At 63.0% G+C, this 25,217-nt stretch carries 26 protein-coding genes; 14 read left to right on the plus strand and 12 right to left on the minus strand.

Going from position 1 to position 25,217, the window contains the following annotated elements; all coding sequences use genetic code 11:
- Positions 1–34 precede the first annotated feature (34 nt).
- The 3 genes from BHD06_RS07875 (at position 35) to BHD06_RS23685 (ending at position 2,217) form a co-directional block, all read left to right on the plus strand.
- A complete protein-coding gene (locus BHD06_RS07875; RefSeq protein ID WP_254892343.1) occupies positions 35–484 on the plus strand; it encodes a hypothetical protein in 450 nt (149 codons plus the stop codon).
- Between the two features lie 303 nt (positions 485–787).
- Positions 788–1,912, plus strand: coding sequence for an alpha-amylase (locus BHD06_RS07880; RefSeq protein ID WP_080456444.1), 1,125 nt, complete (start codon positions 788–790; stop codon positions 1,910–1,912).
- A gap of 137 nt (positions 1,913–2,049) precedes the next feature.
- On the plus strand, positions 2,050–2,217 hold the full coding sequence (locus tag BHD06_RS23685) for a hypothetical protein (protein WP_176214310.1): 168 nt from the start codon (positions 2,050–2,052) through the stop codon (positions 2,215–2,217).
- 137 nt (positions 2,218–2,354) lie between these two features.
- Here the strand turns inward: BHD06_RS23685 and BHD06_RS07885 are convergent, their stop codons facing one another.
- Together BHD06_RS07885 and BHD06_RS07890 are read right to left on the minus strand one after the other, a co-directional pair.
- Positions 2,355–2,948 (minus strand): HD domain-containing protein, encoded by a 594-nt coding sequence (locus BHD06_RS07885; RefSeq protein ID WP_080456445.1) that lies wholly within the window; start codon positions 2,946–2,948, stop codon positions 2,355–2,357.
- Positions 2,949–2,978: 30 nt separating this feature from the next.
- The gene (locus BHD06_RS07890) at positions 2,979–3,896 is read right to left on the minus strand and encodes an FkbM family methyltransferase (protein WP_080456446.1); all 918 of its coding nucleotides are present in this window, start codon (positions 3,894–3,896) and stop codon (positions 2,979–2,981) included.
- A gap of 157 nt (positions 3,897–4,053) precedes the next feature.
- Between BHD06_RS07890 and BHD06_RS07895 the strand changes: the two genes are divergently transcribed.
- The 3 genes from BHD06_RS07895 to BHD06_RS07905 all read left to right on the plus strand — a co-directional run bounded on the left by BHD06_RS07895 (position 4,054) and on the right by BHD06_RS07905 (position 6,371).
- A complete protein-coding gene (locus BHD06_RS07895; protein WP_080456447.1) occupies positions 4,054–4,368 on the plus strand; it encodes a hypothetical protein in 315 nt (104 codons plus the stop codon).
- A gap of 72 nt (positions 4,369–4,440) precedes the next feature.
- On the plus strand, positions 4,441–5,829 hold the full coding sequence (gene ahcY, locus BHD06_RS07900; protein WP_080456536.1) for an adenosylhomocysteinase: 1,389 nt from the start codon (positions 4,441–4,443) through the stop codon (positions 5,827–5,829).
- Positions 5,830–6,029: 200 nt separating this feature from the next.
- The gene (locus BHD06_RS07905; protein WP_080456448.1) at positions 6,030–6,371 is read left to right on the plus strand and encodes a DUF2853 family protein; all 342 of its coding nucleotides are present in this window, start codon (positions 6,030–6,032) and stop codon (positions 6,369–6,371) included.
- Positions 6,372–6,435: 64 nt separating this feature from the next.
- Here the strand turns inward: BHD06_RS07905 and BHD06_RS07910 are convergent, their stop codons facing one another.
- Positions 6,436–6,909, minus strand: coding sequence for a MarR family winged helix-turn-helix transcriptional regulator (locus BHD06_RS07910; protein ID WP_176214312.1), 474 nt, complete (start codon positions 6,907–6,909; stop codon positions 6,436–6,438).
- A 249-nt stretch (positions 6,910–7,158) separates the two neighbouring features.
- Between BHD06_RS07910 and ectA the strand changes: the two genes are divergently transcribed.
- The 4 genes from ectA to BHD06_RS07930 are packed head-to-tail and all read left to right on the plus strand — an operon-like array spanning position 7,159 to position 10,893.
- Positions 7,159–7,677: a diaminobutyrate acetyltransferase gene (gene ectA, locus BHD06_RS07915; protein ID WP_080456449.1), complete on the plus strand. Its 519-nt coding sequence runs from the start codon at positions 7,159–7,161 to the stop codon at positions 7,675–7,677.
- A 51-nt stretch (positions 7,678–7,728) separates the two neighbouring features.
- Positions 7,729–9,021 (plus strand): diaminobutyrate--2-oxoglutarate transaminase, encoded by a 1,293-nt coding sequence (gene ectB, locus BHD06_RS07920; protein ID WP_254892344.1) that lies wholly within the window; start codon positions 7,729–7,731, stop codon positions 9,019–9,021.
- A gap of 5 nt (positions 9,022–9,026) precedes the next feature.
- Positions 9,027–9,419, plus strand: coding sequence for an ectoine synthase (locus BHD06_RS07925; protein WP_080456451.1), 393 nt, complete (start codon positions 9,027–9,029; stop codon positions 9,417–9,419).
- Positions 9,420–9,456: 37 nt separating this feature from the next.
- The gene (locus BHD06_RS07930; protein ID WP_080456452.1) at positions 9,457–10,893 is read left to right on the plus strand and encodes an aspartate kinase; all 1,437 of its coding nucleotides are present in this window, start codon (positions 9,457–9,459) and stop codon (positions 10,891–10,893) included.
- A gap of 237 nt (positions 10,894–11,130) precedes the next feature.
- On the opposite strand, the gene BHD06_RS07935 is transcribed toward BHD06_RS07930, so the two are convergent.
- From BHD06_RS07935 to BHD06_RS07960, 6 genes are all read right to left on the minus strand, one after another.
- A complete protein-coding gene (locus tag BHD06_RS07935) occupies positions 11,131–11,871 on the minus strand; it encodes a peptidase (protein WP_080456453.1) in 741 nt (246 codons plus the stop codon).
- A 9-nt stretch (positions 11,872–11,880) separates the two neighbouring features.
- The gene (locus BHD06_RS07940; RefSeq protein ID WP_080456454.1) at positions 11,881–12,678 is read right to left on the minus strand and encodes a transglutaminase family protein; all 798 of its coding nucleotides are present in this window, start codon (positions 12,676–12,678) and stop codon (positions 11,881–11,883) included.
- 3 nt (positions 12,679–12,681) lie between these two features.
- Positions 12,682–13,623 carry an alpha-E domain-containing protein gene (locus tag BHD06_RS07945; protein WP_080456455.1) on the minus strand — a complete coding sequence of 314 codons (942 nt, stop codon included), beginning with the start codon at positions 13,621–13,623 and terminating at the stop codon, positions 12,682–12,684.
- Between the two features lie 4 nt (positions 13,624–13,627).
- Positions 13,628–15,046, minus strand: a complete 1,419-nt coding sequence (locus BHD06_RS07950; RefSeq protein ID WP_080456456.1) for a circularly permuted type 2 ATP-grasp protein — start codon at positions 15,044–15,046, stop codon at positions 13,628–13,630.
- A gap of 353 nt (positions 15,047–15,399) precedes the next feature.
- Positions 15,400–16,449: a permease gene (locus BHD06_RS07955; RefSeq protein ID WP_176214311.1), complete on the minus strand. Its 1,050-nt coding sequence runs from the start codon at positions 16,447–16,449 to the stop codon at positions 15,400–15,402.
- A 43-nt stretch (positions 16,450–16,492) separates the two neighbouring features.
- Positions 16,493–16,810, minus strand: coding sequence for a helix-turn-helix transcriptional regulator (locus BHD06_RS07960; RefSeq protein ID WP_080456457.1), 318 nt, complete (start codon positions 16,808–16,810; stop codon positions 16,493–16,495).
- A gap of 351 nt (positions 16,811–17,161) precedes the next feature.
- Here BHD06_RS07960 and BHD06_RS07965 point away from each other — a divergent pair, with 351 nt between their 5' ends.
- From BHD06_RS07965 to BHD06_RS07980, 4 genes are read left to right on the plus strand one after another with little or no spacing between them, the layout of a single operon-like run.
- The gene (locus BHD06_RS07965; RefSeq protein ID WP_080456458.1) at positions 17,162–17,821 is read left to right on the plus strand and encodes an ABC transporter ATP-binding protein; all 660 of its coding nucleotides are present in this window, start codon (positions 17,162–17,164) and stop codon (positions 17,819–17,821) included.
- Positions 17,799–19,433 (plus strand): capsule biosynthesis protein, encoded by a 1,635-nt coding sequence (locus BHD06_RS07970; RefSeq protein ID WP_080456459.1) that lies wholly within the window; start codon positions 17,799–17,801, stop codon positions 19,431–19,433. Before BHD06_RS07965 ends, BHD06_RS07970 begins: the two co-directional genes overlap by 23 nt.
- A 1-nt stretch (position 19,434) precedes the next feature.
- Positions 19,435–20,268 (plus strand): 3-deoxy-8-phosphooctulonate synthase, encoded by an 834-nt coding sequence (gene kdsA / locus BHD06_RS07975; RefSeq protein ID WP_080456460.1) that lies wholly within the window; start codon positions 19,435–19,437, stop codon positions 20,266–20,268.
- Between the two features lie 21 nt (positions 20,269–20,289).
- Positions 20,290–21,786: a phosphomannomutase/phosphoglucomutase gene (locus BHD06_RS07980; protein WP_080456461.1), complete on the plus strand. Its 1,497-nt coding sequence runs from the start codon at positions 20,290–20,292 to the stop codon at positions 21,784–21,786.
- Between the two features lie 271 nt (positions 21,787–22,057).
- Here BHD06_RS07980 and BHD06_RS07985 read toward each other — a convergent pair whose 3' ends face one another.
- The 3 genes from BHD06_RS07985 to BHD06_RS07995 are packed head-to-tail and all read right to left on the minus strand — an operon-like array spanning position 22,058 to position 25,212.
- A complete protein-coding gene (locus BHD06_RS07985) occupies positions 22,058–23,332 on the minus strand; it encodes a folylpolyglutamate synthase/dihydrofolate synthase family protein (protein ID WP_080456462.1) in 1,275 nt (424 codons plus the stop codon).
- Positions 23,329–24,264 (minus strand): acetyl-CoA carboxylase, carboxyltransferase subunit beta, encoded by a 936-nt coding sequence (gene accD, locus BHD06_RS07990; protein ID WP_080456539.1) that lies wholly within the window; start codon positions 24,262–24,264, stop codon positions 23,329–23,331. The genes BHD06_RS07985 and accD overlap by 4 nt, the downstream gene beginning before the upstream one ends.
- A 60-nt stretch (positions 24,265–24,324) precedes the next feature.
- A complete protein-coding gene (locus tag BHD06_RS07995; protein WP_080456463.1) occupies positions 24,325–25,212 on the minus strand; it encodes a CPBP family intramembrane glutamic endopeptidase in 888 nt (295 codons plus the stop codon).
- Between the last annotated feature and the right edge of the window lie 5 nt (positions 25,213–25,217).

Consider the following 25,217-nt stretch of genomic DNA (forward strand, 5'->3'; position numbering starts at 1 on the left):
ACCAGTCCGGCCATTCCGGCCCGGAGATTTTGTTGTGCTGAGCATACGCGCACTCATGGCAGGCTTGCGAAAGGTCGGTGTCGCACCGGCCCTTCTGATCGTGCTACTCAGTGTGCGCGTCGCCACCGCCGCCGCCGTCGACTGTCAGCACGAACTGGCCGATGCTGCCCGCGCCGCCGAGCGTGCGCAAGAGGCGCTGCGCATCGAGGCACTGGCACTGGGCGGCGAGTTGTGCCTCGTCGAGGAGAATCCGGCACAACCCGCCCCGACCGAGGCCGCGCATGATCACGACGGCCCGCATCTCGGCACGCCCTGCCCGTTCTTCAAATCACCCGCCGCGCTGACCGACATTTCGGTCGATCCGGCAGCTCGGATCGTCACCTTTTCCTACATCTCGGCGCGCACGGACGTGCCCGGCGCCGCCGCGCAGATCCCTTGCGCGGCCTACAGCCCGCGTGCACCGCCCCTGACTGCCCAGGGATAACTGGCATGCGCGCCTGACGGGCCCACCCGTGCATCCGTTCCCCACACAGGACGGCATGCATTTCCAGCGGGACATCCGGTGCGGGGCTTTCCCCATTCAGGTTCTCGGTCGTGACACCCTCTCCAGCGGGCAGGCACGGCGGAACGAGATCCGGGATGACAGGCCCGAACGGCCCATGCCAGCCCCCCACGGCCAGTCCATCCGACAAGTCTTCAATAGGATTTCCGCAGGCGCCAGCCGGGCCGACCACATAACCCCACGCGCCTCACCGACGGACCCCACAACAAAAAAGAGACCAAAACCATGACACAGGTTTTCCTGCGCGCAGGTGCATTCTGCGCGACGCTGGCGCTTTGCCTTACGACTCAACCGGCAACCGCTCATGACGACGCGCCCGCAGCACCGGGTGACGACACGCCCTTCACCGTCACCGACCTGCCGCCGCTGCGCGCCGACGGCCATGCGCCGATCGGCGTGATGGGCGATCACCGCCACAAGACCGGCGAGGTGATGCTGTCCTATCGTTTCATGTACATGGACATGCGTGGCAACCGGATCGGCGACAACAGCGTCGATCCCGCCACCATCGTCACCACCGTGCCCAATGGCGGCGGCGGCGCGCCGCCCACCCTGCGCGTCGTGCCCACCGACATGCAGATGCAGATGCACATGTTCGGCGCAATGTACGCGCCCAGTGACCGCATTACCCTCATGGCGATGCTGCCCTATATCGACAAGAAGATGGACCACATCACCTTCCAGGGTGCCGCCGGGGCAACCGAACTCGGGCGGTTCCGCACCCGGTCGGAAGGTATCGGCGATCTGAAGATCTCCTCGCTGATCGGCCTGGCCGAGCATGGCAATCACAAGCTGCACCTCAATCTCGGGCTGAGCCTTCCGACCGGCTCCACCTCGGAGCGCGGCACCATACTCACGCCGACGGGAGCACGGCCCACCGTGCGGTTGCCCTATGCGATGCAGATCGGATCGGGCACCTATGATCTCCTGCCCGGCATCACCTATAACGGCCGGTCGGGCAATCTCAGCTGGGGGGCGCAGCTTGCCGGGGTGATCCGCACCGGGAAGAATAATGGCTACCGCCTCGGCGACGAAGCCAAGCTCACCACGTGGGCGAGCTATCAGCCGACCCCGGGACTGAGCCTGTCCGGCCGGATCGAGGCCAAGACCGCTGGTGATATCAGCGGCCGCGACCCGCTCATCTCAGCCCCGGTACAGACGGCGGACCCGAATAATTACGGCGGCGACACGGTCATGCTCTGGGCCGGAATCAACCTGACGGGACAGGAGGGAGCGTTGCGCGGCCACCGCCTCGCCGCCGAGATCGGTCTGCCGGTCTACCGCGATCTCAACGGCCCGCAGATGGAAACCGACTGGATCGCCACGCTCGGCTGGCAATACGCGTTTTGATCTTCGGCGCGCGCGGGGCCTGCCGTCGCGCGCGCCTGACCTGCGGCAAAAGGGGCCACCGGTGTGGCCCCGACTTCACAAATTCGTAATCACGCATGTAACTGGCCCGAGCAAGTGACGGGCAGGCTTGCGGTTTATTGCCCACATCGGGACAGCGTGGGCACGCGGCATTCAACCTCGGGCTCAGCCTGCCCACTGGCTCGATCACCGAACCGGCGGATGCTCAGCCCGATGCCCCCATGCGGCTGGCCTATTCGATGCAGCTTGGCTCGGGCACCTGCGACCTGCATCCCAGCCTGACGTGAGAGACCGAACGCGGTGCGGTCAACTGGGGCGGACAGGTGCGCGCCGCTTTCCGGTTAGCTCAGCTATTCAGGACGCGCTGAAATGCGCCACGAGAACCGCGTCCATGGGTGCGACGCACAGATCATGGGTTTGCGGCTCAGCCCATCTCGGCCATCAGTGCATGATGTCGTGCGGTATAGGCGGCACGCGTCTCGGTGGGGGGGCGCAGGGTGATGCTCAGATCGCGGATCATCTCCGCGTCGGGCTTGCCGAAGAAGCGTTCCGCCTCGGCGATGGTGAAACCGGCGATCTCCGTGGATTCCATCCAGGCGCTGATCTTGTCGGCGGTCTTGATCTGCTTCTTCACCGGGGCAGGAATGGCGGCGGGCAGGCCGAACCGGATATGCACCGCCGCCGCAAGCCGCTTGTCGAGCGCGTCATAGCCCGGCCCGACGGCGTTTTTTACCGGCGAGATCATGTCCCCGATCACGTATTCGGGGGCATCGTGCAAAAGTGCCGCAAGCCGCCATTTGGCGGGCGCGCGGGGATTGAGCCGGGCAAAAAGCCGCTCCACCAGCAGTGAATGCTCGGCCACGGAATAGGCGAAATCGCCCAGCGTCTGCCCGTTCCAGCGCGCGACAAAGCTGAGACCGTGGGCGATATCCTCGATCTCGATATCGACCGGGGTGGGATCAAGCAGGTCGAGCCTGCGACCCGAGAGCATCTTTTGCCAGGCGCGGGGGGTGTGCATGGGGCCTCCGGGGTCAGGTTATGGGCCTGACTAACGCGACTGCGCCGGATTTGCAAAGCCCTGCGCGATCCGCGCCAGAAGCGGCGAGTCCGCTCGCGCGGCGAGAAAATTGTAGCCCTTGTAGGCGTCGGTCTTAAGGGCACGGATCATGCCCACATCCCGCATCGGTTCAAACCCGTGCTCGATGGAACAGAGCCGCATATCGGGGTCCGACAGCAAATGCGCGCTGACCGAACAGGCGGGATCGTTGCCGTGATCCTCAAAGATCAGCACCGCGCCATCTGTCAGGGCGCGGGCGGCGCCCTCGATCGCGGCGATCTCGGCCCCTTCGACATCCAGCTTGATCAAGGCGGCGACGCCCTCGGGCACCAGATCGTCGATGGCCAGTGTCTCGACGGTCTCGACCCGGTCTTGCCCGCCCACGGGCTGATCGGATTGAAGACGGGCCGAGGCATGGCTGAGATGGGTGTTGACGAAACGCATCTCTTCGCCCGAGCGGGCATGAATGGCCGCGCGGTGGAGGGTCACGTTGCACAATTCACCGGCGTTCCTGTACAACTCGGCAAAGGTTCTCGCCGAGGCCTCGACCGCGATCACCCGGTCAAACAGCGGCACGGCGCGCGTCGTCCAATAGCCCTTGTTCGCCCCCATGTCGCAGAACAGCGGCGTGGCGCCCCTGGCCGCGCGTAGCACGCGGGCAACCTCCGGCTCGTAGGGCGCGCGGTAAAGCGCAAAGCGGGTCCAGTAGCCGTCATTCAACGCGATGCGGTAGGGTGGTGCGCCATTCTCATGCAAAAACACCGCCCCATCCGGGCCAAAGACGCGCCCCAGCCCGCGTGCGAAGCGACCATAGAGCCCGCGTGTCACCGCCAGCCGGAATAGCCCCATCAAAAGCACATATTGTAGCCGCGCGGCGGGGCCGGAGAAGGTCAAACGCTGGTCGCTCATATCCGCAGAGGTAGACAGGATGCGCGCGCCATGCCAGCCCCAAACACATCTCCCACACGCGCTTGTGTCGCGAGTTTTAATGCGGCACGGGACCACACCCCCCAGATTCAATGAATGAAACCGGCGCAACCGCGCCCCCGATCCGAGGAGAAACCCCATGTTCAAACGTCTTTGTTCCACCGCCATGATCTTTGGTGCCGCCGCCCTTGCGCCGCCGCAGCCTGCGCAGGCACAGGCGATGACCTGCCTGCCACGCGCGGCATTGGTCGAACGGCTGGAAAATCGCTACAAGGAACATCGCGCCGGTGGCGGGCTGCAAAGCCCGCAGCAATTGCTGGAGGTCTGGGCATCAGACGAAAGCGGCAGCTTCACGGTTTTCGTGACCCGTCCCAATGGCGTGAGCTGCATTCTCGCGACCGGCCAGAACTGGACCGGAGCAGCAAGATCCCGACCTGACGGCGTGGCCGGGTAATCGTGCATTGCCCAATCGGGGGGTGAGTGCTAATTGCCTTGCAAAATTCTCATGCAAGGAGCCACCCTCAAGATGGCAAAGGATTACATCGTCAAGGACATCAGCCTCGCCGCGTTCGGGCGCAAGGAACTGGATATCGCGGAAACTGAAATGCCGGGGCTGATGGCGCTGCGCAAGGAATACGGCGAGACCAAGCCGCTCAAGGGCGCGCGGATCGTCGGCAGCCTGCACATGACCATCCAGACCGCCGTGCTGATTGAGACGCTGGTCGATCTGGGTGCCGATGTGCGGTGGGCCTCGTGCAACGTCTTCTCGACCCAGGATCACGCGGCCGCGGCAATCGCCGAAGGTGGCACCCCGGTCTTTGCGATCAAGGGGCAGAGCCTTGAAGAGCATTGGGATTATCTCGACAAGTCCTTCATGTTCGAAGACGGGCCCAACATGATCCTCGACGATGGCGGCGATGCCACGCTCTATATCCTGCTCGGCGCGCGCGCCGAAGCCGGCGAAGACATCATCCCGGTGCCCGGCTCGGAAGAGGAAGAGGTGATCAAGGCGCAGATCGCCAAGCGCATGGCCGCCAGCCCCGGCTGGTTCACACGCGTGCGCGACCAGATCAAGGGCGTGTCCGAGGAAACCACCACCGGCGTGCATCGTCTCTATGATCTGCACAAGAAAGGCTTGCTGCCCTTCCCCGCGATCAACGTCAACGACTCGGTCACCAAGTCGAAATTCGACAACAAGTACGGCTGCAAGGAAAGCCTTGTCGACGGCATCCGCCGTGCCACCGATACGATGATGGCGGGCAAGGTCGCCGTGGTCATGGGCTATGGCGACGTGGGCAAGGGCTCGGCGGCAAGCTTGCGCGGTGCGGGCGCGCGGGTCAAGGTGACCGAGGTCGATCCCATCTGCGCGCTTCAGGCGGCGATGGACGGGTTCGAGGTAACCACGCTGGAGGATGTGGTCGATAGCGCCGATATCTTCATCACCACCACCGGCAACAAGGACGTGATCCGCATCGAGCACATGCGCGCGATGAAGGACATGGCCATCGTCGGAAATATCGGCCATTTCGACAATGAAATTCAGGTCGCAGCACTCAAGAACCACAAGTGGACCCACATCAAGGACCAGGTGGACATGATCGAGATGCCCTCGGGCAACCGCATCATCCTGCTCAGCGAAGGCCGCCTGCTGAACCTCGGCAACGCCACCGGGCATCCGTCCTTTGTGATGTCGGCCTCCTTCACCAACCAGGTGCTGGCGCAGATCGAACTATGGACCAAGGGAGATCGGTACAGCAACGAGGTCTATGTCCTGCCCAAGCATCTCGATGAAAAGGTCGCGCGCCTGCATCTGGATCGCATCGGCGTCAAGCTGACCGAACTCAAACCCGATCAGGCCGCCTATATCGGCGTCAGCCCCGACGGCCCGTTCAAGCCCGAGCATTATCGCTACTAGATATCGCATCACGCGCGAGGACACGCCCGTTGACCACATGGCCAGCGGGCGTTTTTCGTCGTGGCTCCGCCGAGGGGGAGTGCCCAGGCAAATTTCCCTTTGAGAGCATAAAAACAGCCGCTATCGTGCCCAAAGCGCCATTCTAGGGGCTTGGGTGAAACACGAGACCAGTAAAAAGGTCGGGTATTCTGGAGGAATTCATGGGAAAGCGTGACGATCTGATCGCACAATATGCAGATGACCTGCGCAACAAATGCGGCATGCAGCCGGATATGGATCTGCTGACCAAGGTGACCATCGGCTGCGGCCCGGCGATCTACAACGCGGATGCCTCGACCGTGGCCGCCAGCCAGCCGGAGGAGTTGGAGACGGTGAAAACCAATTTCCTGGTCAAGAAGCTGGGTCTCGCGGACAGCCCCGCGCTGATGGATGCGATCAACCAGGTGCTCGAGACCTATGGCCGCTCTGAACGCAACAAGTATCGCGCCGTGGTCTACTACATGCTGACCAAGCATTTCGGCAAGGAATCAGTCTACGGCTGATCCGCCTGCAACGGCAATGACGCCGCGCCCGCCCGATGATGTGGCGGGCGTTTTCTTACGCGGCTCACGCACTGCGCAAATCCCCGGTATCCAGCACCGGCGACGCGTCGATGCCCTCGGCGTCGAGCATGGTGGCGACGCGTTCCAGCGAAGCCACGAGCTGCGCCTGCTCCCAGTCCTCCAGCGCCTCGAACTTCCGCACGTAACGCTGTTGTAGCGCGTCGGGGGCGTGGAGGATGATATCGCGGCCTTCCTTTGTGATGATGATATTCGTCTGACGCCGGTCGGTTTGCGATTTCTCGCGCGTGACGACACCGTGTTTCACCAGCTTGTCCACCAGCGAGGTCACCGTCGCCTGGCTGACGCGCATCTGCTGGGCGATGAGTGTCGCTGTGCAACTGCTACGCTCTGCCACAATCTGCAGCACGCGAAACTGCACGGCTGTCAGCCCGGCGGCATTAGCTAGCTTGCGCCCATAGATTTCAGTGGCGCGCAGGATGCGCCGCAGCGCGATAAGGCTTTGGTCGGTGCGATCCATTTTCGTCCCTTCGTTAATCGAAGTAATGGTCGCAAAGCTGTCGCTCAATTGCAATTTTATTCCTCCCGAGCCAAATTAATTTAGTTAGCTAATTAAATATATAACGCATATTACCTATGAATTTAAGGGTATTTTGGAATTTATTCGTCTATCACGGCGAATGATGCTCTAAGGTTGATTTTTGGAATCGCCTGATATATTTAGATAGTCAAAGCAAATAGAGAGGTCATTGATCCTATGCGACATGCGATGGAAATGTTTCACAAAGCCCTTCCCACCCTGCGCAAGCCGAGCGCGGAGGATGGCGCTGCGATCTGGGAACTGATCCAAGCGTGCAAGCCGCTGGACGAGAACTCGATGTATTGCAACCTGATCCAGTGTGATCATTTTCGCGATACCTGCATCATTGCCGAGCTGAATGGCGAGGTGGTCGGCTGGGTGTCGGGCTATGTCTTGCCCGACGATCCCGAAACGTTCTTTGTCTGGCAGGTTGCCGTTTCGGAAAAAGCACGCGGCACCGGGCTTGGCACGCTGATGCTGCGCGCGCTGCTTTCGCGTGAGAATTGCAAAGGCGTGACCCGGCTCCAGACCACGATCACGCGTGACAATCCCGGGAGTTGGGCGCTGTTTCGCAAGTTCAGCGATTACACCGACGGCGAGCTGTCAAGCACACCCTACTTCTCGAAGTCGCAGCATTTCAACGATCTGCACGATACCGAATACATGGTGACCATCACCATGAAGGCGCGGACGAAGAAGGCGGCCTGATCCCAGGCCCCCTCTGCCCGCCCTCACCCAAATCACATGAAGGAACATACCATGCCGACTGACATGTCAGCCGATCTTGCCATCTATGAACGCCGCGAATCGCAGGCGCGCAGCTATTGCCGCAGCTTTCCCACGTCTTTCGTCAAGGCGCAGGGCTCGGAGCTGACCGACGCATCGGGCCGCACCTATATCGACTTTCTCGCCGGGTGCTCGTCGCTCAACTACGGCCACAACGACCCGGACATGAAAGCCGCGCTGATCGAGCATATCAATGCCGATGGGATCACCCACGGCCTTGATATGCACAGCGGGGCCAAGGCAGACTTCCTGACTGCGTTCGAGGACATCATCCTCAAACCACGGAACATGGACTACAAGGTGATGATGACCGGCCCGACCGGCACCAACGCCGTCGAGGCCGCGATGAAACTCGCGCGCAAGATCACGGGCCGCCGCAACATTATCGCCTTCACCAACGGCTTTCACGGCATGACCATGGGCGCGCTCAGCTGCACCGGTAACGCCGGCAAGCGGGCGGGTGCCGGTGGCGGGCCGCTCTGCGGCACCACGCATATGCCCTTCGAGGGCGCGTTCGGCGATGGCATGGACAGCCTCAAGATCATCGAAGAGATGCTCTCCAACCCGTCGAGCGGCGTCGATGCCCCTGCGGCCTTCATCATCGAGCCGGTGCAGGGCGAGGGCGGGCTCAATGCGGCGTCGCCCGAGTTCATGCGCGGCATCGCCAAGCTTGCCAAGGAACACGGCGCGCTCTTTATCGTCGATGACATTCAGGCCGGCTGTGGCCGCACCGGCACCTTCTTCAGCTTCGAGGAGATGGGCATCGAGCCCGATCTCATCCCGATGGCCAAGAGCTTTTCCGGCATGGGCCTGCCCTTCGCCGCCCTGCTGATCAAGCCCGAGCATGATATCTGGGGCCCGGCCGAGCATAATGGCACCTTCCGGGGCAACACCCATGCCTTTGTCACCGCGCGTGTGGCATTGGAGAAGTTCTGGAAAGACGACACCTTCCGCAAGGAGATCGCGACCAAGGCCGAGATGCTGCGCGAGGCGCTGGAGCTTATCGCCGACGACACCCCCGGTGCCCGCCTCAAGGGGCGAGGCATGATGCGGGGCGTCGATGTCGGCAATGGCGATCTGGCGGGCGATATATGCGCGCGCGCCTTCGAAAAGGGTCTCATCATCGAGACTTCGGGCGCGCATGACGAGGTGGTCAAGGTTCTGGCCCCCCTCACCACACCCGAGGCCACGTTCCGTAAGGGGCTGGATATCCTCATCGAGGCCGCGCGCGACGTGACGGCTCAAACCAAATTTGCAGCGGAGTAACAGGAATGATTGTCAGAGACTTCAACAAGATCATCGAAGACGAACGCAACCGCGTCGTTTCGAACGCGCAATGGTCGAGCGTGCGGATGCTGCTCGCCGATGACGGGATGGGGTTTTCCTTCCACATCACGTTTCTGGAGCCGGGATCCGAGCACACGTTCGAGTACAAGAATCACTTCGAGAGCGTCTATTGCATGCAGGGCAAGGGCTCGATCACCGATATCGCCACCGGCGAAACTCATGAGATCAAACCGGGCGTCATGTACGCGCTCGACCAGCACGATCGCCACATCCTGCGCGCCGAGGAAGAGCTTGTGATGGCCTGCTGCTTCAACCCGCCGGTAACCGGCAAAGAAGTCCATCAGGCCGACGGTTCCTACGCGCTGGAAGACAGCTAACAAAGGCTCGGGGGTGTGCCCCCCCGGGAAGAGGGATATGACATTTCCAACCCATACCGTCGAAAAGATCGGCGGCACATCCATGAGCCGCGTGAACGAATTGCTCGACACGCTCTTCATCGGCGGCCGCGAGGGCCAGCGACTCTATCACCGCGCCTTCGTGGTCTCGGCCTTTGGCGGGATCACCAACAAGCTCCTGGAGCACAAAAAATCCGGCACGCCGGGGGTCTATGCCCTCTTTGCCAATGCCGATGATGATCACGGTTGGCTCGACGCGCTGACCGAGGTGGGCACCGCGATGCGCGCCGCACATGGCGAAATCCTCGAACATCCCGGCGACCGCAGCATGGCGGATGAATTCGTGCGTGAGCGGATTGAGGGCGCGCGCTCGTGCCTCTTCGATCTGCAGCGGCTGTGTTCCTACGGGCATTTCCGGCTCAGCGATCACATGCTGGTCATCCGCGAATTGCTGTCGGGCCTGGGCGAGGCGCATTCCGCCTTTGTCACCACGCTGCTGTTGCAGCGCGCAGGTGTAAACGCACGCTTCATCGACCTCAGCGGCTGGCGCGATGAGACCGAGCACACCCTCTCGGAGCGTATCGCACAGGGTTTGGGCGACGTGGACCTCGCCACCGAGATGCCGATCATCACCGGTTATGCACAATGCACCGAAGGGCTGATGCGCGAATTCGACCGTGGCTATTCCGAGGTGACCTTCGCCCGCATCGCCGCCTACACGAGCGCGACCGAGGCGATCATCCACAAGGAATTCCACCTATCTTCGGCTGATCCGAAACTCGTCGGCGAAGAGGCCGTGCGCAAGCTGGGCCACACCAATTACGACGTCGCCGATCAGCTTTCGAATCTCGGAATGGAGGCGATCCACCCCAAGGCGGCCAAGACCCTGCGCCAGGCCGAGGTGTCGCTGCGGGTGACGAACGCCTTCGATCCGGGCGACCCTGGCACGCTGATCGACGATCAGCCCGCCAAGGAGGCCAATGTAGAGATCGTGACCGGCCTCAAGGTCGTGGCATTGGAGTTGTTCGAACAGGATATGGTCGGCGTCAAGGGCTATGACGCGGCCATTCTCGAGGCGCTCAAACGGCACAATGTCTGGATTGTCTCCAAGACATCGAACGCCAACACGATCACCCACTATGTGCACGCTTCGCTCAAGGTCGTGCGCCGCGTGGCCCGCGATCTGGAAGAGCAGTTCACATCGGCCACGGTTTCGGCACGCACCCTGTCGCTCGTGTCGCCCATCGGCCGCGATCTGAGCGGGCTCAAGGTACTCAGCCGGGGCCTCTCGGCGCTGGAAGAGGCGGGCATCGAGGTAATCGCCGCGCATCAGACGCCGCGTGGCGTGGATGTGCAATTCGTGCTGTCGGCGGCGGACATGGAGGCCGGGATCACCGCGCTACACCGTGCGCTGATCGAAGGCACGGTGGCGCAGGTCCCTAAAAAGGCCGCCTGACCCGGGATCATCCGGTCAAGCCGGATGAGACGTGATGCCTGTGTCAGTCGGCCCATGACAATTTGAAGCGAATGCGCGGCACTCTTGGTTAGGAGGGGCCGCGCTTTTTGTGTATGGTCAAGAGGTCGAGGCCAGGATGGCCGGGACCTTCAGACAGTAACACGTGTGGTGCGTAGGGAGCACGTGGGGTGACGGAGGGTGTCGGCGATATGGCTGGCATCCTCCGTTCTGTTTCGTCTATCCGTTCGGCTCTGTAAACTCCGGCAGGCTGTTCAGCGCGTCTTTCAACGCCGCGCCCCAGGCTTCGGAGATATGGTGAAAATAGGGATCATCCCCCTGGATGCGCCCCGTTCGCCCCCGGCTCAGGCTGTCAGCGGCGTAGAAATGATAATCAAACGGTGGTGCCACCCCGAGATTGGCCTTGATCGTCGAATCAAAACTCACCAGCAACAGTCGCATCGCCTGTTCGAAACTCAGATCCTTATCATAGGCCCGCACCAGAATGGGCTTGCCGTACTTGGTCTCGCCGATCTGGAAGAACGGCGAATCCTCGGTGGTCTCGATGAAATTGCCCTCGGGGTAGATCAGGAACAGGCGCGGCGGCCCGCCCGCGATCTGCCCGCCAAGGATCAGCGTGGCGTGAAATGCCGAGTCGGCCTTCATCCCGCCGGTTTCATGCACCGCCACCACCTCGTGCAGTGTCTGTGCGATGATCCGCGCGGCTTGAAACATCGACGGCACCGACAACAGATCGGGATTGCGTTCGTCATGCGCCTTGCCGCGTTCTTCAAGCTGACTGATCACCGCCTGCGTGGTGGCAAGGTTGCCCGAGGACAAAAGCGTCAGGCAAAGCCGCCCCGGCACCTCCCAGATCATCATCTTCCGATAAGTCGAGATATTGTCCACGCCCGCATTGGTGCGGGTGTCGGACATGAACATCAGGCCCTCTTTCAGGGCCATACCCACGCAATAGGTCATCTCGTGCCTTCACTGCTGAACAACCTTGATCTGCACGCCGAGCGTCTCCGACAGCCCGCCGATCCGCATGCCAGTTATCGGGGACGCGTCGGAATAGTCCAGCCCCGTGGCGACGCGCACATAGCGCGCATCCGGCGAAATCCCGTTCGAGACATCGAACCCGACCCAGCCGATCCCGTCCAGATAGGCCTCGGCCCAGGCATGCATCGCGGTCTGGTCCGTGGTGTCGTCCATCATCAGATAGCCCGACACGTAGCGTGCGGGCAGATCGAGATGCCGCGCGCAGGCAATGAAGATATGGGCGTGATCCTGACACACGCCGCGCCCGTCGTTCAGGGCGTCCTCGGCGCTCCATGTGGGTTCCGATGCACCGGTCTCATAGGCCACCGCCTCGCGGATCAGCCCGCAGAGCGCGTGCAGCCGGTCAAGATCGTTGCCCGGTGCCAGACGGCCGGTAAGGCCGCGCACCTGCTCGCGGGCCTCGGTGCGCGGCGTGGCACGACAATAAAGCCACAGCGGCGCCGGGCCGCGATGCGCCCCGACGATACCGTGGGTATCGCTCACCTCGATCTCGCCCTCGCTCAGCACGTCGAGGATCTGCGTGTCCCGATCAAGGCTGATCAGTTCGGTGGTGTTGTGATGGTGGTCCTCGAAACTCAGTTCCTTCTTGCCGCCGGTGATTGCGGTGCGCCAGCTGATCACGCTCTGATGCGGCGTGGTCTTGGGCGTCTTGCGCACCTGTTGCAGGCCGAACCGCACCGGTTCGGCAAAGCGATAGCTGGTCACGTGGTGAATGGTCAGGCGCATGAATCACTCATAAAAGCGATAATCCAACTCGATCTGCCTGGCGAGGCCGGAGAATGCGCCCAGAAGCTCGGTGATCATCTCGTGCAGACCAAACTCGAAAATCTGGTCCAGATCATGCGAAAGATACTGCTGTTCGATCTGCGATACCAGCCGCAACGATGGCCCCGGCTCGCGATTGCCGCGATTGAGATAACTCAGGTTGTCGCGGATCTTGGCCGTGCAGAACGCAAGGCTACGCGGCATCCGCTTGTCCAGCACCAGAAAATGCGTGATCTCGCGCGGAGCCAGCTTGGAGCCGTATTCCATCCGGAACCCGCCCTTGGCCGACAACGAGCGCAGGATGCTCTCCCATTGCACATTATCGATGGAACTGCCCACGGCGACGGTTGATGGCAGCAGCACGTAGTACTTCACGTCCAGAATACGCGCGGTGTTGTCGGCCCGCTCTATAAAGGTGCCAAGCCTCGCGAAATCGTAGATCTCGTTGCGCATCATTGTGCCGTGGGTCATCCCCCGCACCAGCGCCGCCTGCTGCCGCAGCGCGCGCAGGACATTGGGCAGGTCGCGTTCCCCGACCTTGCGCGCCAGCGTCTCGCGCGCATGCATGTAGGCGGCGTTGATCGCCTCCCAGACATCGCCGGTCAGCGCGGTGCGCACCATGCGCGCATTCTGGCGCGCCTGCTCGATGCAGCACAGCACCGAGGACGGGTTTTCGCGCGAGCGCAAGAGCCAGTCCACGGCAGCATCCTTGGTCACCGTTTCGTTGGCCGCCAGATAGGCATCCAGCACCGAGGCCGATTGCAGCACCGGCCGCCACTCCGCGTCAGGCTCATTCAGCCGGGTCAGCGCGATGCGCTGGCCGGTCTCGATCAGGCGTGCGGTGTTCTCAGCCCGCTCCAGCAGGCGATACATCCAGAAGATCCCATTCGCGGTCTTGCCCAGCATCGCCTCAGTCCTCCAGCACCCATGTGTCCTTGGTGCCGCCCCCCTGAGAGGAGTTGACCACGAGCGATCCCTTCTTCAGCGCCACCCGCGTCAGCCCCCCCGGGGTAATCCGGATGCCCTCTGGGCTTACCAGAACATAGGGCCGCAGATCGACATGCCGGGGCGTCAGCCCCATGCGCGAAAAGATCGGCACGGTCGACAGGCTGAGGGTGGGCTGGGCGATGTAATTACCGGGCCGCGCCTTGAGCTTGCGGCGGAAGGCGGCGAGGTCGGTCTTGCTGGCGGTCGGCCCCACCAGCATGCCGTAACCGCCCGACCCATGCACCTCCTTCACCACCAGATCGGTCAAATTCTCGAGCACATAGGCCAGCGAGTCTGGGTCCGAGCAGCGCCATGTCGGCACGTTCTGCAACAGCGGCCGCTCGCCGGTATAGAACTCGACGATCTCGGGCATGTAGGAATAAATCGCCTTGTCGTCGGCGATGCCGGTACCCGGTGCATTGGCAATCGTGATACCGCCGGTGCGGTAGACATCCATGATGCCAGGCACTCCAAGCTGGCTTTCGGGGTTGAAGTTGAGCGGGTCTATAAACTCGTCATCGACGCGGCGATAAAGCACGTCAATGGCCTTGTAACCACAGGTGGTGCGCATCGCCACGCGCCCGTCCACCACCCGCAAATCATGCCCCTCGACCAGTTCCACACCCATCTGATCGGCCAGAAAGGCATGCTCGAAATAGGCGGAATTGAAGATCCCCGGCGTCAACACCGCGACCACCGGATCAATCCCCGCCGCAGGTGGCGCGCAGGCCGCGAGCGAGCGGCGCAGGTTGGCCGGGTAATTCTGCACCGGCTGCACCCGGTTGCGCGAGAAAAGTTCCGGGAACATCTGCAGCATCGTCTCGCGGTTTTCCAGCATGTAACTGACCCCCGAGGGGGTACGCGCATTATCCTCAAGCACGTAGAATTCGCCCTCGCCTGTGCAGACAAGGTCGATGCCGACGATATGGGTATAGATCCCGCCCGGCGGCGCGACCCCGATCATATGCGGCAGAAAGGCGTCGTTGCGCGCGATCATCTCTTGCGGGATGCGCCCCGCCTTCACGATTTCCTGGGTGTGGTAGATGTCGTGCAGGAAGGCGTTGATCGCGCGCACCCGCTGCTCGATGCCGCGCGACAGGCGGTGCCACTCGGCCCCCGACATGATGCGCGGCACGATGTCGAACGGGATCAGCCGTTCCTCGGCCTCGGCGCGGCCATAAACGTTGAAGGTGATGCCGGTGAGGCGGAAGATTTCCTCGGCCTCACGCTGCTTGGCGCGCAAACGCTTTGGGTCTTCCTCGGCGAACCAGTCGTGAAAACCGCGATAAGGCGCACGCAAACCGCCCGTAGAGCCCCACATTTCGTCAAAACACTCGGTCATCCATCGTCCCACGTTTAAGGAAGATCAGCTTACCCCGATATTCTCACACCGCAACGGGGCCATTTTTGAACAGAAAATGCACATGAAAGGGCGTGTTCGCGTCTTTGGGTGGCGTTAAATGCGACGACTGCCCAATTATTAGGCAAATCCGACGATGCCATCCAGTCAGCGAACGCGCCGCGCCCGGGTCATGGAAGCGGCGCGCCATCGCAGTTGGCGGTCATCGGCGTCCCCGCCTGTACCGCAGCCCAGGTTGTCAGGATGAACAAACCCTTACCATCAGACGTGTAAAAAAATTTCGGTGGAGTCGCCGCGAGCGGTGACGGGGGCCGCGCCCCCATACCCGGCAGCGGTCATGCGATGCTCCACAGGTGAAACAGAAGCCCGGCGGCAAACGCCCCGCTCAGCGACAATGCGATATAAAGTACGAAGACCCGCGGTTTCACGAGCGCCCAGACCGCGATGGCGGCGGGCAGCGAGGTCACGCCACCGGCCACCAGAAAGGCCAACCCGGCACCCGGCGCCATGCCCTGCGCGATCAGCCCGCCCACCAGCGGCAGCGCGGCATAGCCGTTAAGATAGGCGGGCACCCCGACCAGTGTGCCAAGCGCGATCGGTCCAAGCCCGCTGCCGCCCAGCACCGACGTGACGGTTTCCGCCGGAACAAAGGCCAGCATCAGGCTTTCGAGCAGAAAGGCCAGCGTCAACCATTTGGCGAGAAACAGCGTCACGTTCAGCGCCTCGCGTCCGAATTTCGCGCGCCGCTCGGGCTCTTGCCAGAACCGCCAGACCACCGGTTTGGGCGCGCGCAACTTGGCCCCGCCGCAGCCGCCATTGCCGATCCCCTCGCGCAGCGGATCGCTCAGCCCACCGGCGCGGGACATGACATGCACCACCGTGCCGCCAAGGACGCCAAGCCCCACCGCCGCCAGCGTTTTGGCGAGCGCAAATTCCAGCCCCAGAACACCGGTGGTCAACACGAACATCGACGGGTCCATTACCGGCGAGGCCAGCCAGAACGCCATCACCGCCGAGAGCGGCACCCCCATCGCCAGAAGCGCCGCAATCAGCGGGATCACCCCGCAGGAGCAGAACGGCGACAGCCCCCCGGCCAATGCCGCCAACCCGATCATCACAACCGGCGCGCCGGTAAAGGCGCGCGCAATCAGGTTATCGGCCCCGGTTGCCGTGGCCCAAGCCGCCACACCGATCGACAAGATCAGGAAGGGTGCGGTATTCAGCAGCGATTGCGCTGTAAAGCCAAGGCTATCGCGCGCCTGCACGGGGTCGAGCACTGCGAGCACCATGAGGATCAGCGCCGAGGCCAGCCACACCCGGTGAGTCCGCCAGAGCGTGCGGAGCCATGCGGCGGGGCCGGTCGGGGAAAGGCTCGTGTCTGTCATGTCTATATCTCCGGAATTTTGGTTATTTAAGGACCTAAAAATCTCACGCCGCATCGCCCTTGGTCTGCAGGGTGACACCGGCACAGCATTCCGAGGTCAGAAACCCCAGCACCCGCTGCATCGCCGCGTAATCCACGCTGTTGAACACCTCGCGCCCCTCCTTGATTTGCACCACCAGCCCGGCCTCGACCAGCGTCGAAAGGTGATGCGCCAGCGTCGAGGGCGCGAGCCCCAGATGCGCACCGATATCGCCGACCCGCAGCCCGTCATGCCCCGCCTTGACCAGCAGGCGAAAAATCGACAGGCGGGCGTCATGGCCAAGGGCTGCCAGCGCGCGGGCATTGGGGCTTGTTATACTCATGAGATAAATATAACTAACATTCCGGTTATGTCGAGTCTTTTCCGCAGACGCGGCTCGGTGAGGAAGCACGCGCCTATCGCTGATGATCCAGCAGCAGCGCCCGCAAGCCCTGCCCCCTGTCGGCCAGCCCCTGCTGCGCCCAGCGGCCAGATCACCCTCCGCAGGTTGTTTTCGACAAGCATTGGCCGGAGAAGGATCAGGAAATTGCCACGATTCCGATCACTGGCCGCATAATATTGCCTTGTTCCAATGGCACATTGTCCGCAGATCGGCAATAATGACGCAATCAGGCTAAGTCGACCTTAAAAGTTTCCCGATACAGCGGGAGGGCAGTTCAACCGGGGGCATTTGATGCTCGAATTCGAGAATGTCAGCAAATCCTTCTGGACGGGCACCCAGCACAAGGTAATTCTCGACCGTGTCTCGTTCCGCGTGGAGCTAGGGAACAGCCTCGGAATCCTCGCGCCGAACGGCACCGGCAAGACTACCGTCATAAACATGATGGCCGGGCTGGAAAAACCCGACGAGGGCACGATACGCAGGGGCTGTCGTATCTCCTTTCCGCTGGGGTTCATGGGCGGCGTCATCAGCCGCCTGTCGGCGCTGGAAAACGCGCGCTACATCGCCCGCCTTTACGGGCTCGACCCCGATTACATCGAGTCCTTCTGCCGCTGGCTGTGCGGGCTCGGCGAATATTTCGACCAGCCCATCGGCACCTATTCTTCGGGCATGCGGGCGCGGTTCAGCTTTGCCTTGATGCTGGCGCTGGATTTCGACATGTATCTCATTGACGAGGGCATGCCCGGCTCCACCGATGTGGAGTTCAACCGCAAGGCCGGCGACATCCTGCGCGAACGGCTGAGTACCACCACCATCGTTATCGTGTCGCATGACCCCAAGGTGCTCGAGAAATTCGCGCGCTCCGCTGCTGTCCTGATGGGCGGCAAGCTCTACATGTTCGACACCTTGGAAGAGGCAAGAGAGCTTTATGACTACGAAACCCAAGGTTAGGAAGTTCCGCATCCGGCGCAGCGCGCCCGGCCCCGCCGTGGCGGCGCAGGACGGCAATGCCGCGCGCCAATACGAGGAGGCACCGAATCTCGCGCCCGAACCCGAGTCGCAAACTGCCCATAGCGGCGAGGTGTCATCGGCCAGAGAAACCGGCACGGCCCAGAACATCGACGAGATCCGCCGCGAGGGGCTGACCGGGCGCCAACTGCGCATGGCACGGCGCATGGCGCAAAAGCACGGGCTGGCCCCAACATCGGACTTCGACGCCGTCCGGCTGCTGCGGGCCCGTGGCATCGATCCGTTCCAGCGCGCCAACATCCTCGAGCTTGTGGCCAACAAGACCGACGGCGGGGCGGAACGGACCCAGGACGCGCAGGCCAATACCCGTGTGCAACTGCCGCAGACCGTTCCGGCGGGCCACCATGGCAACCTGCCCGCCACCGACATGAGCCCGGCCGACCGCCGCGCCATGGAAATCCAGGACATCCAGCGCGATATCGGGCGGCGCCGTCGGCGCAAGCTGGCGCTTTTGTTTTCCCGGCTGATGGCGTTCGTGATCCTGCCGACGATTGTCGTGGGCTATTACTACATGTCCATCGCCACGCCGATGTACGCCACCAAATCCGCCTTTCTGATCCTGTCGGCCGATGGCGGCAGTGGCGGGGGCGGCGGCGGACTCGGTGGACTTTTGCCCAGCCAGTTCGCCACCGGGCAGGACGCCATCGCCACGCAGGAATATCTCGAATCCAAGGATGCGATGCTGCGCCTCGATGCCGATGTCGGCTTTCGCGCGCATTTCAGCCAGCCGCATATCGACCCGCTGCAGCGGCTCGATCCCGATGCCTCGAACGAGGCAGCCTACAGCCTCTATCGCAAATACGTGAAACTCGGCTACGACCCGACCGAAGGCGTCATCCGAATGGAGGTCTCGACCGCCGATCCGGCCATCAGCGCGCAATTCTCCGAACGCCTCATCGCCTATGCCGAGGAACGTGTCGACGAGCTCAGCCAGGAAAAGCGACAGGATGCGGTCAAGACCGCAATCGAGAGCTTGGATCAAGCCAAGGCCGAACGCCGCGAGGCGCAGGAGCGGCTTGTTACGCTACAGGAGGGCAGCATTCTCGATCCCGAAGGCGAGATCGCGGGCATCCGCAGCCTGATCACAACGGTGGAATTGCAACTCCAGGAAAAAGAGCTCGATCTCAGCATCCAGATGAACAATGCCCGGCCCAACCGCGCGCGGGTCGAGGCTCTCGAGACCGAAATTCGGATTCTACGCAGCGAATTGGATCGACAGAAGGCGCGGCTCACCGAGGCGACCGAAGGCGAAAGCTCGCTGGCCTCCAAGACGGCCGCGATCCAGATGGCGCAGGCCGATCTCGCAACCGCCGACCTGGTGCTGCAATCGGCGCTCGAAGCCAAGCGCCAGTCCGAAGTCGAGGCCAACAAGCAGGTGCGTTACCTGACCGTCAGTGTCCGCCCCCTGCCCTCGCAGGATTCCACCTATCCGCGGGTGTTCGAGAACACCGTGCTGGCCTTCCTGATCTTTTCTGGTATCTACCTGATGATCTCGCTCACGGCGTCCATTCTGCGCGAACAGGTATCGTCCTGATATGACACACATCGACCTGAACGGGCTTTGCATCGGAAACGATCAGGCCCTGACCCTGATCGCCGGGCCCTGCCAGCTCGAATCCGCCGATCATGCGCAGATGATTGCGGGCCAGCTTCAGCAGGCCTGCCGCGCCGCCGGGGCGGGGCTCATCTTCAAAGGTAGTTTCGACAAGGCCAACCGCACCTCGCTCGGTGGACAGCGCGGGCTTGGCCTCGACGCGGGGCTCAAGGTGCTGCAATCGGTCAAAGACACGCTCAACCTGCCGGTTCTGACGGATGTGCACCTGCCCGAGCAATGCGCGACGGTGGCCGAGGTGGCCGATGTGCTACAAATCCCCGCCTTCCTGTGCCGGCAGACAGATCTGCTGATTGCCGCCGGTGAAACCGGGGCTGTGATCAATGTGAAAAAGGGCCAGTTTCTCGCCCCCTGGGACATGCCCAATGTCATCTCCAAGATCGAGAGCACGGGCAATTCCCGCATAATGCTGACCGAGCGCGGCACTTCATTCGGCTACAACACACTGGTCGCGGATATGCGCAGCCTGCCGCAGATGGCCGCCACCGGCTATCCGGTGGTGATGGACGCCACCCATTCGGTGCAGCAGCCGGGCGGTCGAGGCGGTTCGTCGGGCGGGCAGCGCGAGTTTGCGCCGGTGATGGCGCGCGCCGCCGTCAGCCTCGGCGTGGCCTGCGTGTTCATCGAAACCCACGAGGATCCCGACAGCGCGCCCTCGGACGGCCCCAACATGATCCCGTTGGCGCAAATGCCTGCGCTGATCGACACGCTGATGGCGTTCGACCGTCTGGCCAAGGCAAATCCGATTACCCTCTGACCCAAGAAACACGAGTATTTCATGACCAAACCACTGCCGACCGTTACCCCCAACACCTGGGAATTCCTGCGCGACGCGATGATCGCGCCCACCGGCTTTCGCGAATATGACGCGCGCTGGAAATATCCCGATGAGATCAACCTGCCCGGCATCACCGCGCTCGGCCTAGGGCTTGGCACGCAGATCCGCGCGCGCGGGATCGAGCCGGTGATCGCGGTCGGGAACGATTATCGCGACTATTCGCTCAGCATCAAGAATGCGCTCATCCTCGGGCTGATGCAGGCGGGCATGGCTGTCAAGGATATCGGCCCCTGCCTGTCGCCGATGGCCTATTTCGCACAGTTCCACCTGGACGTGCCCGCCGTGGCGATGGTCACCGCCTCGCATAACCCGAATGGCTGGACCGGGGTCAAGATGGGATTCGAGCGGCCCCTGACCCATGGCCCCGACGAGATGGCCGAGCTCAAGGGTATCGTGCTGGAGGGGCGTGGTCGGACGCATCAGGGCGGCACCTATGAATTCGTCCCCGGCGTGCGCGAGGCCTATCTCGACGACCTCGCCGCCGACTTCAAGATGACCCGCAAGCTGCGCGTGGTCTGCGCCACCGGTAACGGCACGGCCTCGGCCTTCGCACCCGAGCTGTTCGAGCGCATCGGCGTCGAGGTGATCCCCTCGCATAACACCCTCGACTACACCTTCCCGCATTACAACCCCAACCCCGAAGCCATGGAAATGCTGCATGACATGGCCGACACGGTGCGCGCCACGGGGGCCGACTTCGCGCTTGGATTTGATGGGGACGGTGACCGCTGCGGCGTGGTCGATGACGAGGGCGAAGAGATTTTCGCCGACAAGGTGGGCGTCATCATGGCGCGGGATCTTTCCAAGATTTACCCTGATTCAACCTTTGTCGCGGATGTGAAATCCACCGGGCTTTTCGCGTCCGACCCCGAATTGATCAAGAATGGCGTGACGGCGGATTACTGGAAGACCGGGCACAGCCACATGAAACGCCGGGTCAAGGAGTTGGGCGCGCTCGCCGGATTCGAGAAATCGGGGCACTACTTCCTCGCCGATCCGGTGGGACGCGGCTATGACTGCGGCATGCGCGTGGCGGTGGAAATCTGCAAGCTGATGGACCGCAACCCCGAAATGTCGATGTCGGACCTGCGCCGCGCCCTGCCGGTGACTTACTCTACGCCCACCATGTCACCCTGGTGCGCGGATACCGAGAAATACGCAGTGCTCGACCGGATCGTGGAACGGCTGGTCGCCAAGCACGAGGCGGGTGATCTGGTGGCAGGACGTGCGATCAAGGAGGTGGTGACGGTGAACGGCGCGCGCGTCATCCTCGACAACGGGTCGTGGGGTCTGGTGCGGGCGTCGTCGAACACACCGAACCTGGTAGTGGTCTGCGAAAGCAGCGACAGCGAGGCCGAGATGCGGGCGATCTTTGCCGATATCGACGCCGTGATCCGCACCGAACCGGACGTTGGCGACTACGATCAGTCGATCTGAGGGAGTTTGTGCTGCAAATGGACTGGAGCGCGGACCTTTGGTGTTAACTAGATAAGCCGCGCAGCGCCCGACCGCCGGGTGGGCGCGGCAACCTCTGTGGACCGCACTTTATGCCAGCCAGCCACTCCCGCGTTTTCAATGGCTTGAAACATTGCAAAAGCGCCCGCCCGAGGGGGCGGCCGGGCGCTGCGCGGCGGTGCCTGCGGCACCTTGATTCCGCGCATCGGTTCTAGACTTCAACGGCAGATCGAGACCAAACCCCCTGCCCCGCTCAGCCGTTCTCGCGCAGGATGCCACCTGCCAGATAGAGCGAGCCGCAAATCAGGATGCGCGCCTGCGGAGCGCTAGCCGCGATGCACTGAACGGCCTCTAGCGCGCTTTCGGCGGTTTTGGCGCGCAACCCCACGGCTTGCGCCGCCTCTGCCGTGGCCTCGGCGGGCAGGGTGTTCGCCTCGCCGGGAATGGAGAGCGCGATCAGCTGGTCGGCCTGCGCCGCCAAAGGCCCGAGATAGCCGCCGATATCCTTGGTGTTGAGCATGCCGCAGATGAGATGCGTCGGACGCTTGGGCAAGCCCGCCAGATGCCGCCCGAGCGCCTGACCGGCGGCGGCATTATGCCCGCCATCGAGCCAGATTTCCGCCTCTGGCGCGGCCTCGACCAACGGTCCACGCACAAGCCGTTGCATCCGCGCGGGCCAATGCGCGCGCGTCACTGCCGCCTCATACCCTGCATCACCCGTCCCGAGGTGGCGTAACGCAGCGAGAGCGGCTCCCGCATTCTCGATCTGATGCGCGCCGGGCAGGTTCGGCAGCGGCAGATCGCACAGCCCGGTCTCGTCCTGATAGATCAGCCGCCCGCGCTCCTCGAAGGCGTGCCAGTGCTGGCCGTGGGCCAGAAGCGGCGCGCCAAGGGCCGTGGCGCGCGCCTCGATCACCGCCGTCGCGTCATCCTGCTGCGGGCCGACCACGCAGGGGACACCGCGCTTGAGGATCCCGGCTTTCTCGCCCGCGATCCTGGCGAGCGTGTTGCCGAGATATTGCTCATGGTCGATCGAGACGGGGGTAATCACCGTCAGCGCGGGCCGGTCCACCACGTTGGTAGCATCGAGCCGCCCGCCAAGCCCGACCTCTAGCAGCGTGTAATCCGCCCCGGCCCGCGCCATGCCGAGTATCGCGGCACAGGTGGTGATCTCGAAATACGTGATCGCCTCATTGCCATTGGCGGCATAGCATTCATCGAGAATGGCGGTCAGGTGATCTTCGGAAATCAGCGCGCCTGCCAGCCGGATACGCTCGTGAAACCGCGCCAGATGCGGCGAGGTATAGGCGTGGCAAGTCTTGCCAGCCGCCTCGAGCCCGGCGCGGATCATCGCGAGGGTCGAGCCCTTGCCGTTGGTTCCCGCGATATGGATCACCGGGGGCAAGTCGTTCTGCGGATTGCCCAGGGCGTCAAGCAGGCGCCAGACCCGATCGAGCGTGAGGTCGATGATCTTGGGATGCAGCGCCATCATCCTTTCAAGGATGAGGTCGGATGTCGGCGCGCTCATTCCTTGGACTCGTCCTTGGCCGCGGTCTCGGGCACGACCGGTTCGGGCGCTGCGGGCGCGGGCAGGTCGCCCCTCACGGCGGGGGGCAGGCCCATCAACATGCGGGTGATGGTAATGAGTTCGTCGCGCATCTTCGCGCGCGGTGTCACCCGGTCGAGCATGCCGTGCTCCAGCAGGTATTCGGCACGCTGAAAGCCCTCGGGCAGCTTCTCGCGGATGGTCTGTTCGATCACGCGCGGCCCCGCAAAGCAGATCAGCGCGCCCGGTTCCGCAATCTGCACATCGCCCAGCATCGCATAAGATGCGGTGACGCCGCCTGTGGTGGGGTGGGTCAGCACCACGATATAGGGCAGCCCGGCCTCGCGCAGCATCTGCACCGCGACGGTGGTGCGCGGCATCTGCATCAGGCTGAGAATCCCCTCCTGCATACGTGCGCCGCCTGCGGCGGAAAACAGGATCAGCGGGCGCTCGAGCTTTACCGCCTCCTGGGCGGCGGCGATGATGGCGTTGCCGACATACATGCCCATGGAACCGGCCATGAAACTGAAATCCTGCGCCGCCGCGACAATCGGCGTGCGCCCCATCTCGCCAGTGGCGACCAGCATCGCTTCTTTTTCGCCGGTTTCCCTCTGTGCTGCGCGCAGCCGGTCGGGATATTTCTTCTGATCGCGGAAATGCAGCGGATCGGGGGTCGGCAGCGGCACCTCGACCTCGGTGAATAGGCCGCCATCGAAGAGCGCGGCAAAGCGCGCGCGCGGCGTGATTCCCATATGGTGGCCGCAATTGGTGCAGACGTTGAGATTACCCGAGAGTTCGCGGTGAAACAGCATGGTCCCGCACTCGTCGCATTTGGACCAGAGGTTCTCCGGAATTTCGCGGCGCGAGAAGATCGAATTGATCCGCGGTCGCACGTAATTGGTGATCCAGTTCATCGGGCGGGCCCCTGCCTTGACGTTGCGCCACCACATAAGCGGGGCGCACGGGAAATGCAATCAGCCGTGCAGGGCGACACGGATGGCGAGCCAGCCGCAGATGAGGATGAGCAGGTCGACCGGCATCATCGCCGTGATCATCGCCGTGTCATCCATCCCGAACGGATAGACATAGAGCGCCATCCCGTCGAACTGCCCCTCGGGTGCGGCGATCAGGATGGCGCTGAAATTGTTGATGAGATGGAGCGCGGTGGCGGGACCGAGCGTGCCGAAGCGGGCCGTCAGATCGGCCGCAACGAGGCCGAAAGCCCCGGCCCAGAGCACGACGAGCCAGGCCGTGCCGCCATAGCTCATCGCGTTGAAATGCAGGAGGGCAAAGCCGACCGAGGGCAACACCAGCCAGACCAGCGGCGAGGCGAAGCGCGCGGCAAGCTGGCTTTGCAGGTAGCCGCGAAAGATCAGTTCCTCGGCGAAGACCTGACAGAAGAGGGCGAATAGCGCGGGCAGCAGAAAGAGCATCCAGATGCCCGGTTTGAGATTTGGCTCGGGTGCGACGCCCTCGGGCATCGGGATCAGCATCACGGCCCCGTAAAGCAGCAGCATCGCCGCCAGCGCCCGCCCGAATTGCCGCAGCGCCAGCGGCAGCGGCCCGATCAGCGAAGCAAGGCCGCGCCGGTGCACGATTAGCAGGATCACCGCCAGCGCCACGATCAGCAGGGCGAAGGCCAGCAGGTTGATCAGCACCCCTGCCGGGGTGGTGGCCGCGGCGATCCCCGGCTGGATCTGCGCCCATGTCTCGGGGCCGAAGATCACCGGCAGCAGGGCCGCATAACCGAAACTCAGGCCCAGAAAGAGCGGCACCAGCAGGACGAAACCGCCGACAAGGCGCGGCAGGGCGGCAGAGGCGCGGGCGGGGGCAACAAGCCGTTCATGGGCGTGGTATCGCATGGGCG

This window comes from Roseovarius sp. A-2 (assembly GCF_002072155.1).
Lineage (GTDB): Bacteria > Pseudomonadota > Alphaproteobacteria > Rhodobacterales > Rhodobacteraceae > Roseovarius.

Coding starts and splice junctions, on each gene's coding strand:
- ectB (WP_254892344.1), top strand. CDS start 7,729: ATGCCGACTGACATGTCAGCCGATCTTGCCATCTATGAACGCCGCGAA.
- BHD06_RS07880 (WP_080456444.1), top strand. CDS start 788: ATGACACAGGTTTTCCTGCGCGCAGGTGCATTCTGCGCGACGCTGGCG.
- BHD06_RS07965 (WP_080456458.1), top strand. CDS start 17,162: ATGCTCGAATTCGAGAATGTCAGCAAATCCTTCTGGACGGGCACCCAG.
- BHD06_RS07995 (WP_080456463.1), bottom strand. CDS start 25,212: ATGCGATACCACGCCCATGAACGGCTTGTTGCCCCCGCCCGCGCCTCT.
- BHD06_RS07980 (WP_080456461.1), top strand. CDS start 20,290: ATGACCAAACCACTGCCGACCGTTACCCCCAACACCTGGGAATTCCTG.
- BHD06_RS07935 (WP_080456453.1), bottom strand. CDS start 11,871: ATGACCTATTGCGTGGGTATGGCCCTGAAAGAGGGCCTGATGTTCATG.
- BHD06_RS07960 (WP_080456457.1), bottom strand. CDS start 16,810: ATGAGTATAACAAGCCCCAATGCCCGCGCGCTGGCAGCCCTTGGCCAT.
- ahcY (WP_080456536.1), top strand. CDS start 4,441: ATGGCAAAGGATTACATCGTCAAGGACATCAGCCTCGCCGCGTTCGGG.
- ectA (WP_080456449.1), top strand. CDS start 7,159: ATGGAAATGTTTCACAAAGCCCTTCCCACCCTGCGCAAGCCGAGCGCG.
- BHD06_RS07885 (WP_080456445.1), bottom strand. CDS start 2,948: ATGCACACCCCCCGCGCCTGGCAAAAGATGCTCTCGGGTCGCAGGCTC.
- accD (WP_080456539.1), bottom strand. CDS start 24,264: ATGAACTGGATCACCAATTACGTGCGACCGCGGATCAATTCGATCTTC.
- BHD06_RS07910 (WP_176214312.1), bottom strand. CDS start 6,909: ATGGATCGCACCGACCAAAGCCTTATCGCGCTGCGGCGCATCCTGCGC.
- BHD06_RS07970 (WP_080456459.1), top strand. CDS start 17,799: ATGACTACGAAACCCAAGGTTAGGAAGTTCCGCATCCGGCGCAGCGCG.
- BHD06_RS07985 (WP_080456462.1), bottom strand. CDS start 23,332: ATGAGCGCGCCGACATCCGACCTCATCCTTGAAAGGATGATGGCGCTG.
- BHD06_RS07950 (WP_080456456.1), bottom strand. CDS start 15,046: ATGACCGAGTGTTTTGACGAAATGTGGGGCTCTACGGGCGGTTTGCGT.
- BHD06_RS07905 (WP_080456448.1), top strand. CDS start 6,030: ATGGGAAAGCGTGACGATCTGATCGCACAATATGCAGATGACCTGCGC.
- BHD06_RS07930 (WP_080456452.1), top strand. CDS start 9,457: ATGACATTTCCAACCCATACCGTCGAAAAGATCGGCGGCACATCCATG.
- BHD06_RS07940 (WP_080456454.1), bottom strand. CDS start 12,678: ATGCGCCTGACCATTCACCACGTGACCAGCTATCGCTTTGCCGAACCG.
- BHD06_RS07945 (WP_080456455.1), bottom strand. CDS start 13,623: ATGCTGGGCAAGACCGCGAATGGGATCTTCTGGATGTATCGCCTGCTG.
- BHD06_RS07955 (WP_176214311.1), bottom strand. CDS start 16,449: ATGACAGACACGAGCCTTTCCCCGACCGGCCCCGCCGCATGGCTCCGC.
- BHD06_RS07925 (WP_080456451.1), top strand. CDS start 9,027: ATGATTGTCAGAGACTTCAACAAGATCATCGAAGACGAACGCAACCGC.
- kdsA (WP_080456460.1), top strand. CDS start 19,435: ATGACACACATCGACCTGAACGGGCTTTGCATCGGAAACGATCAGGCC.
- BHD06_RS07890 (WP_080456446.1), bottom strand. CDS start 3,896: ATGAGCGACCAGCGTTTGACCTTCTCCGGCCCCGCCGCGCGGCTACAA.
- BHD06_RS07895 (WP_080456447.1), top strand. CDS start 4,054: ATGTTCAAACGTCTTTGTTCCACCGCCATGATCTTTGGTGCCGCCGCC.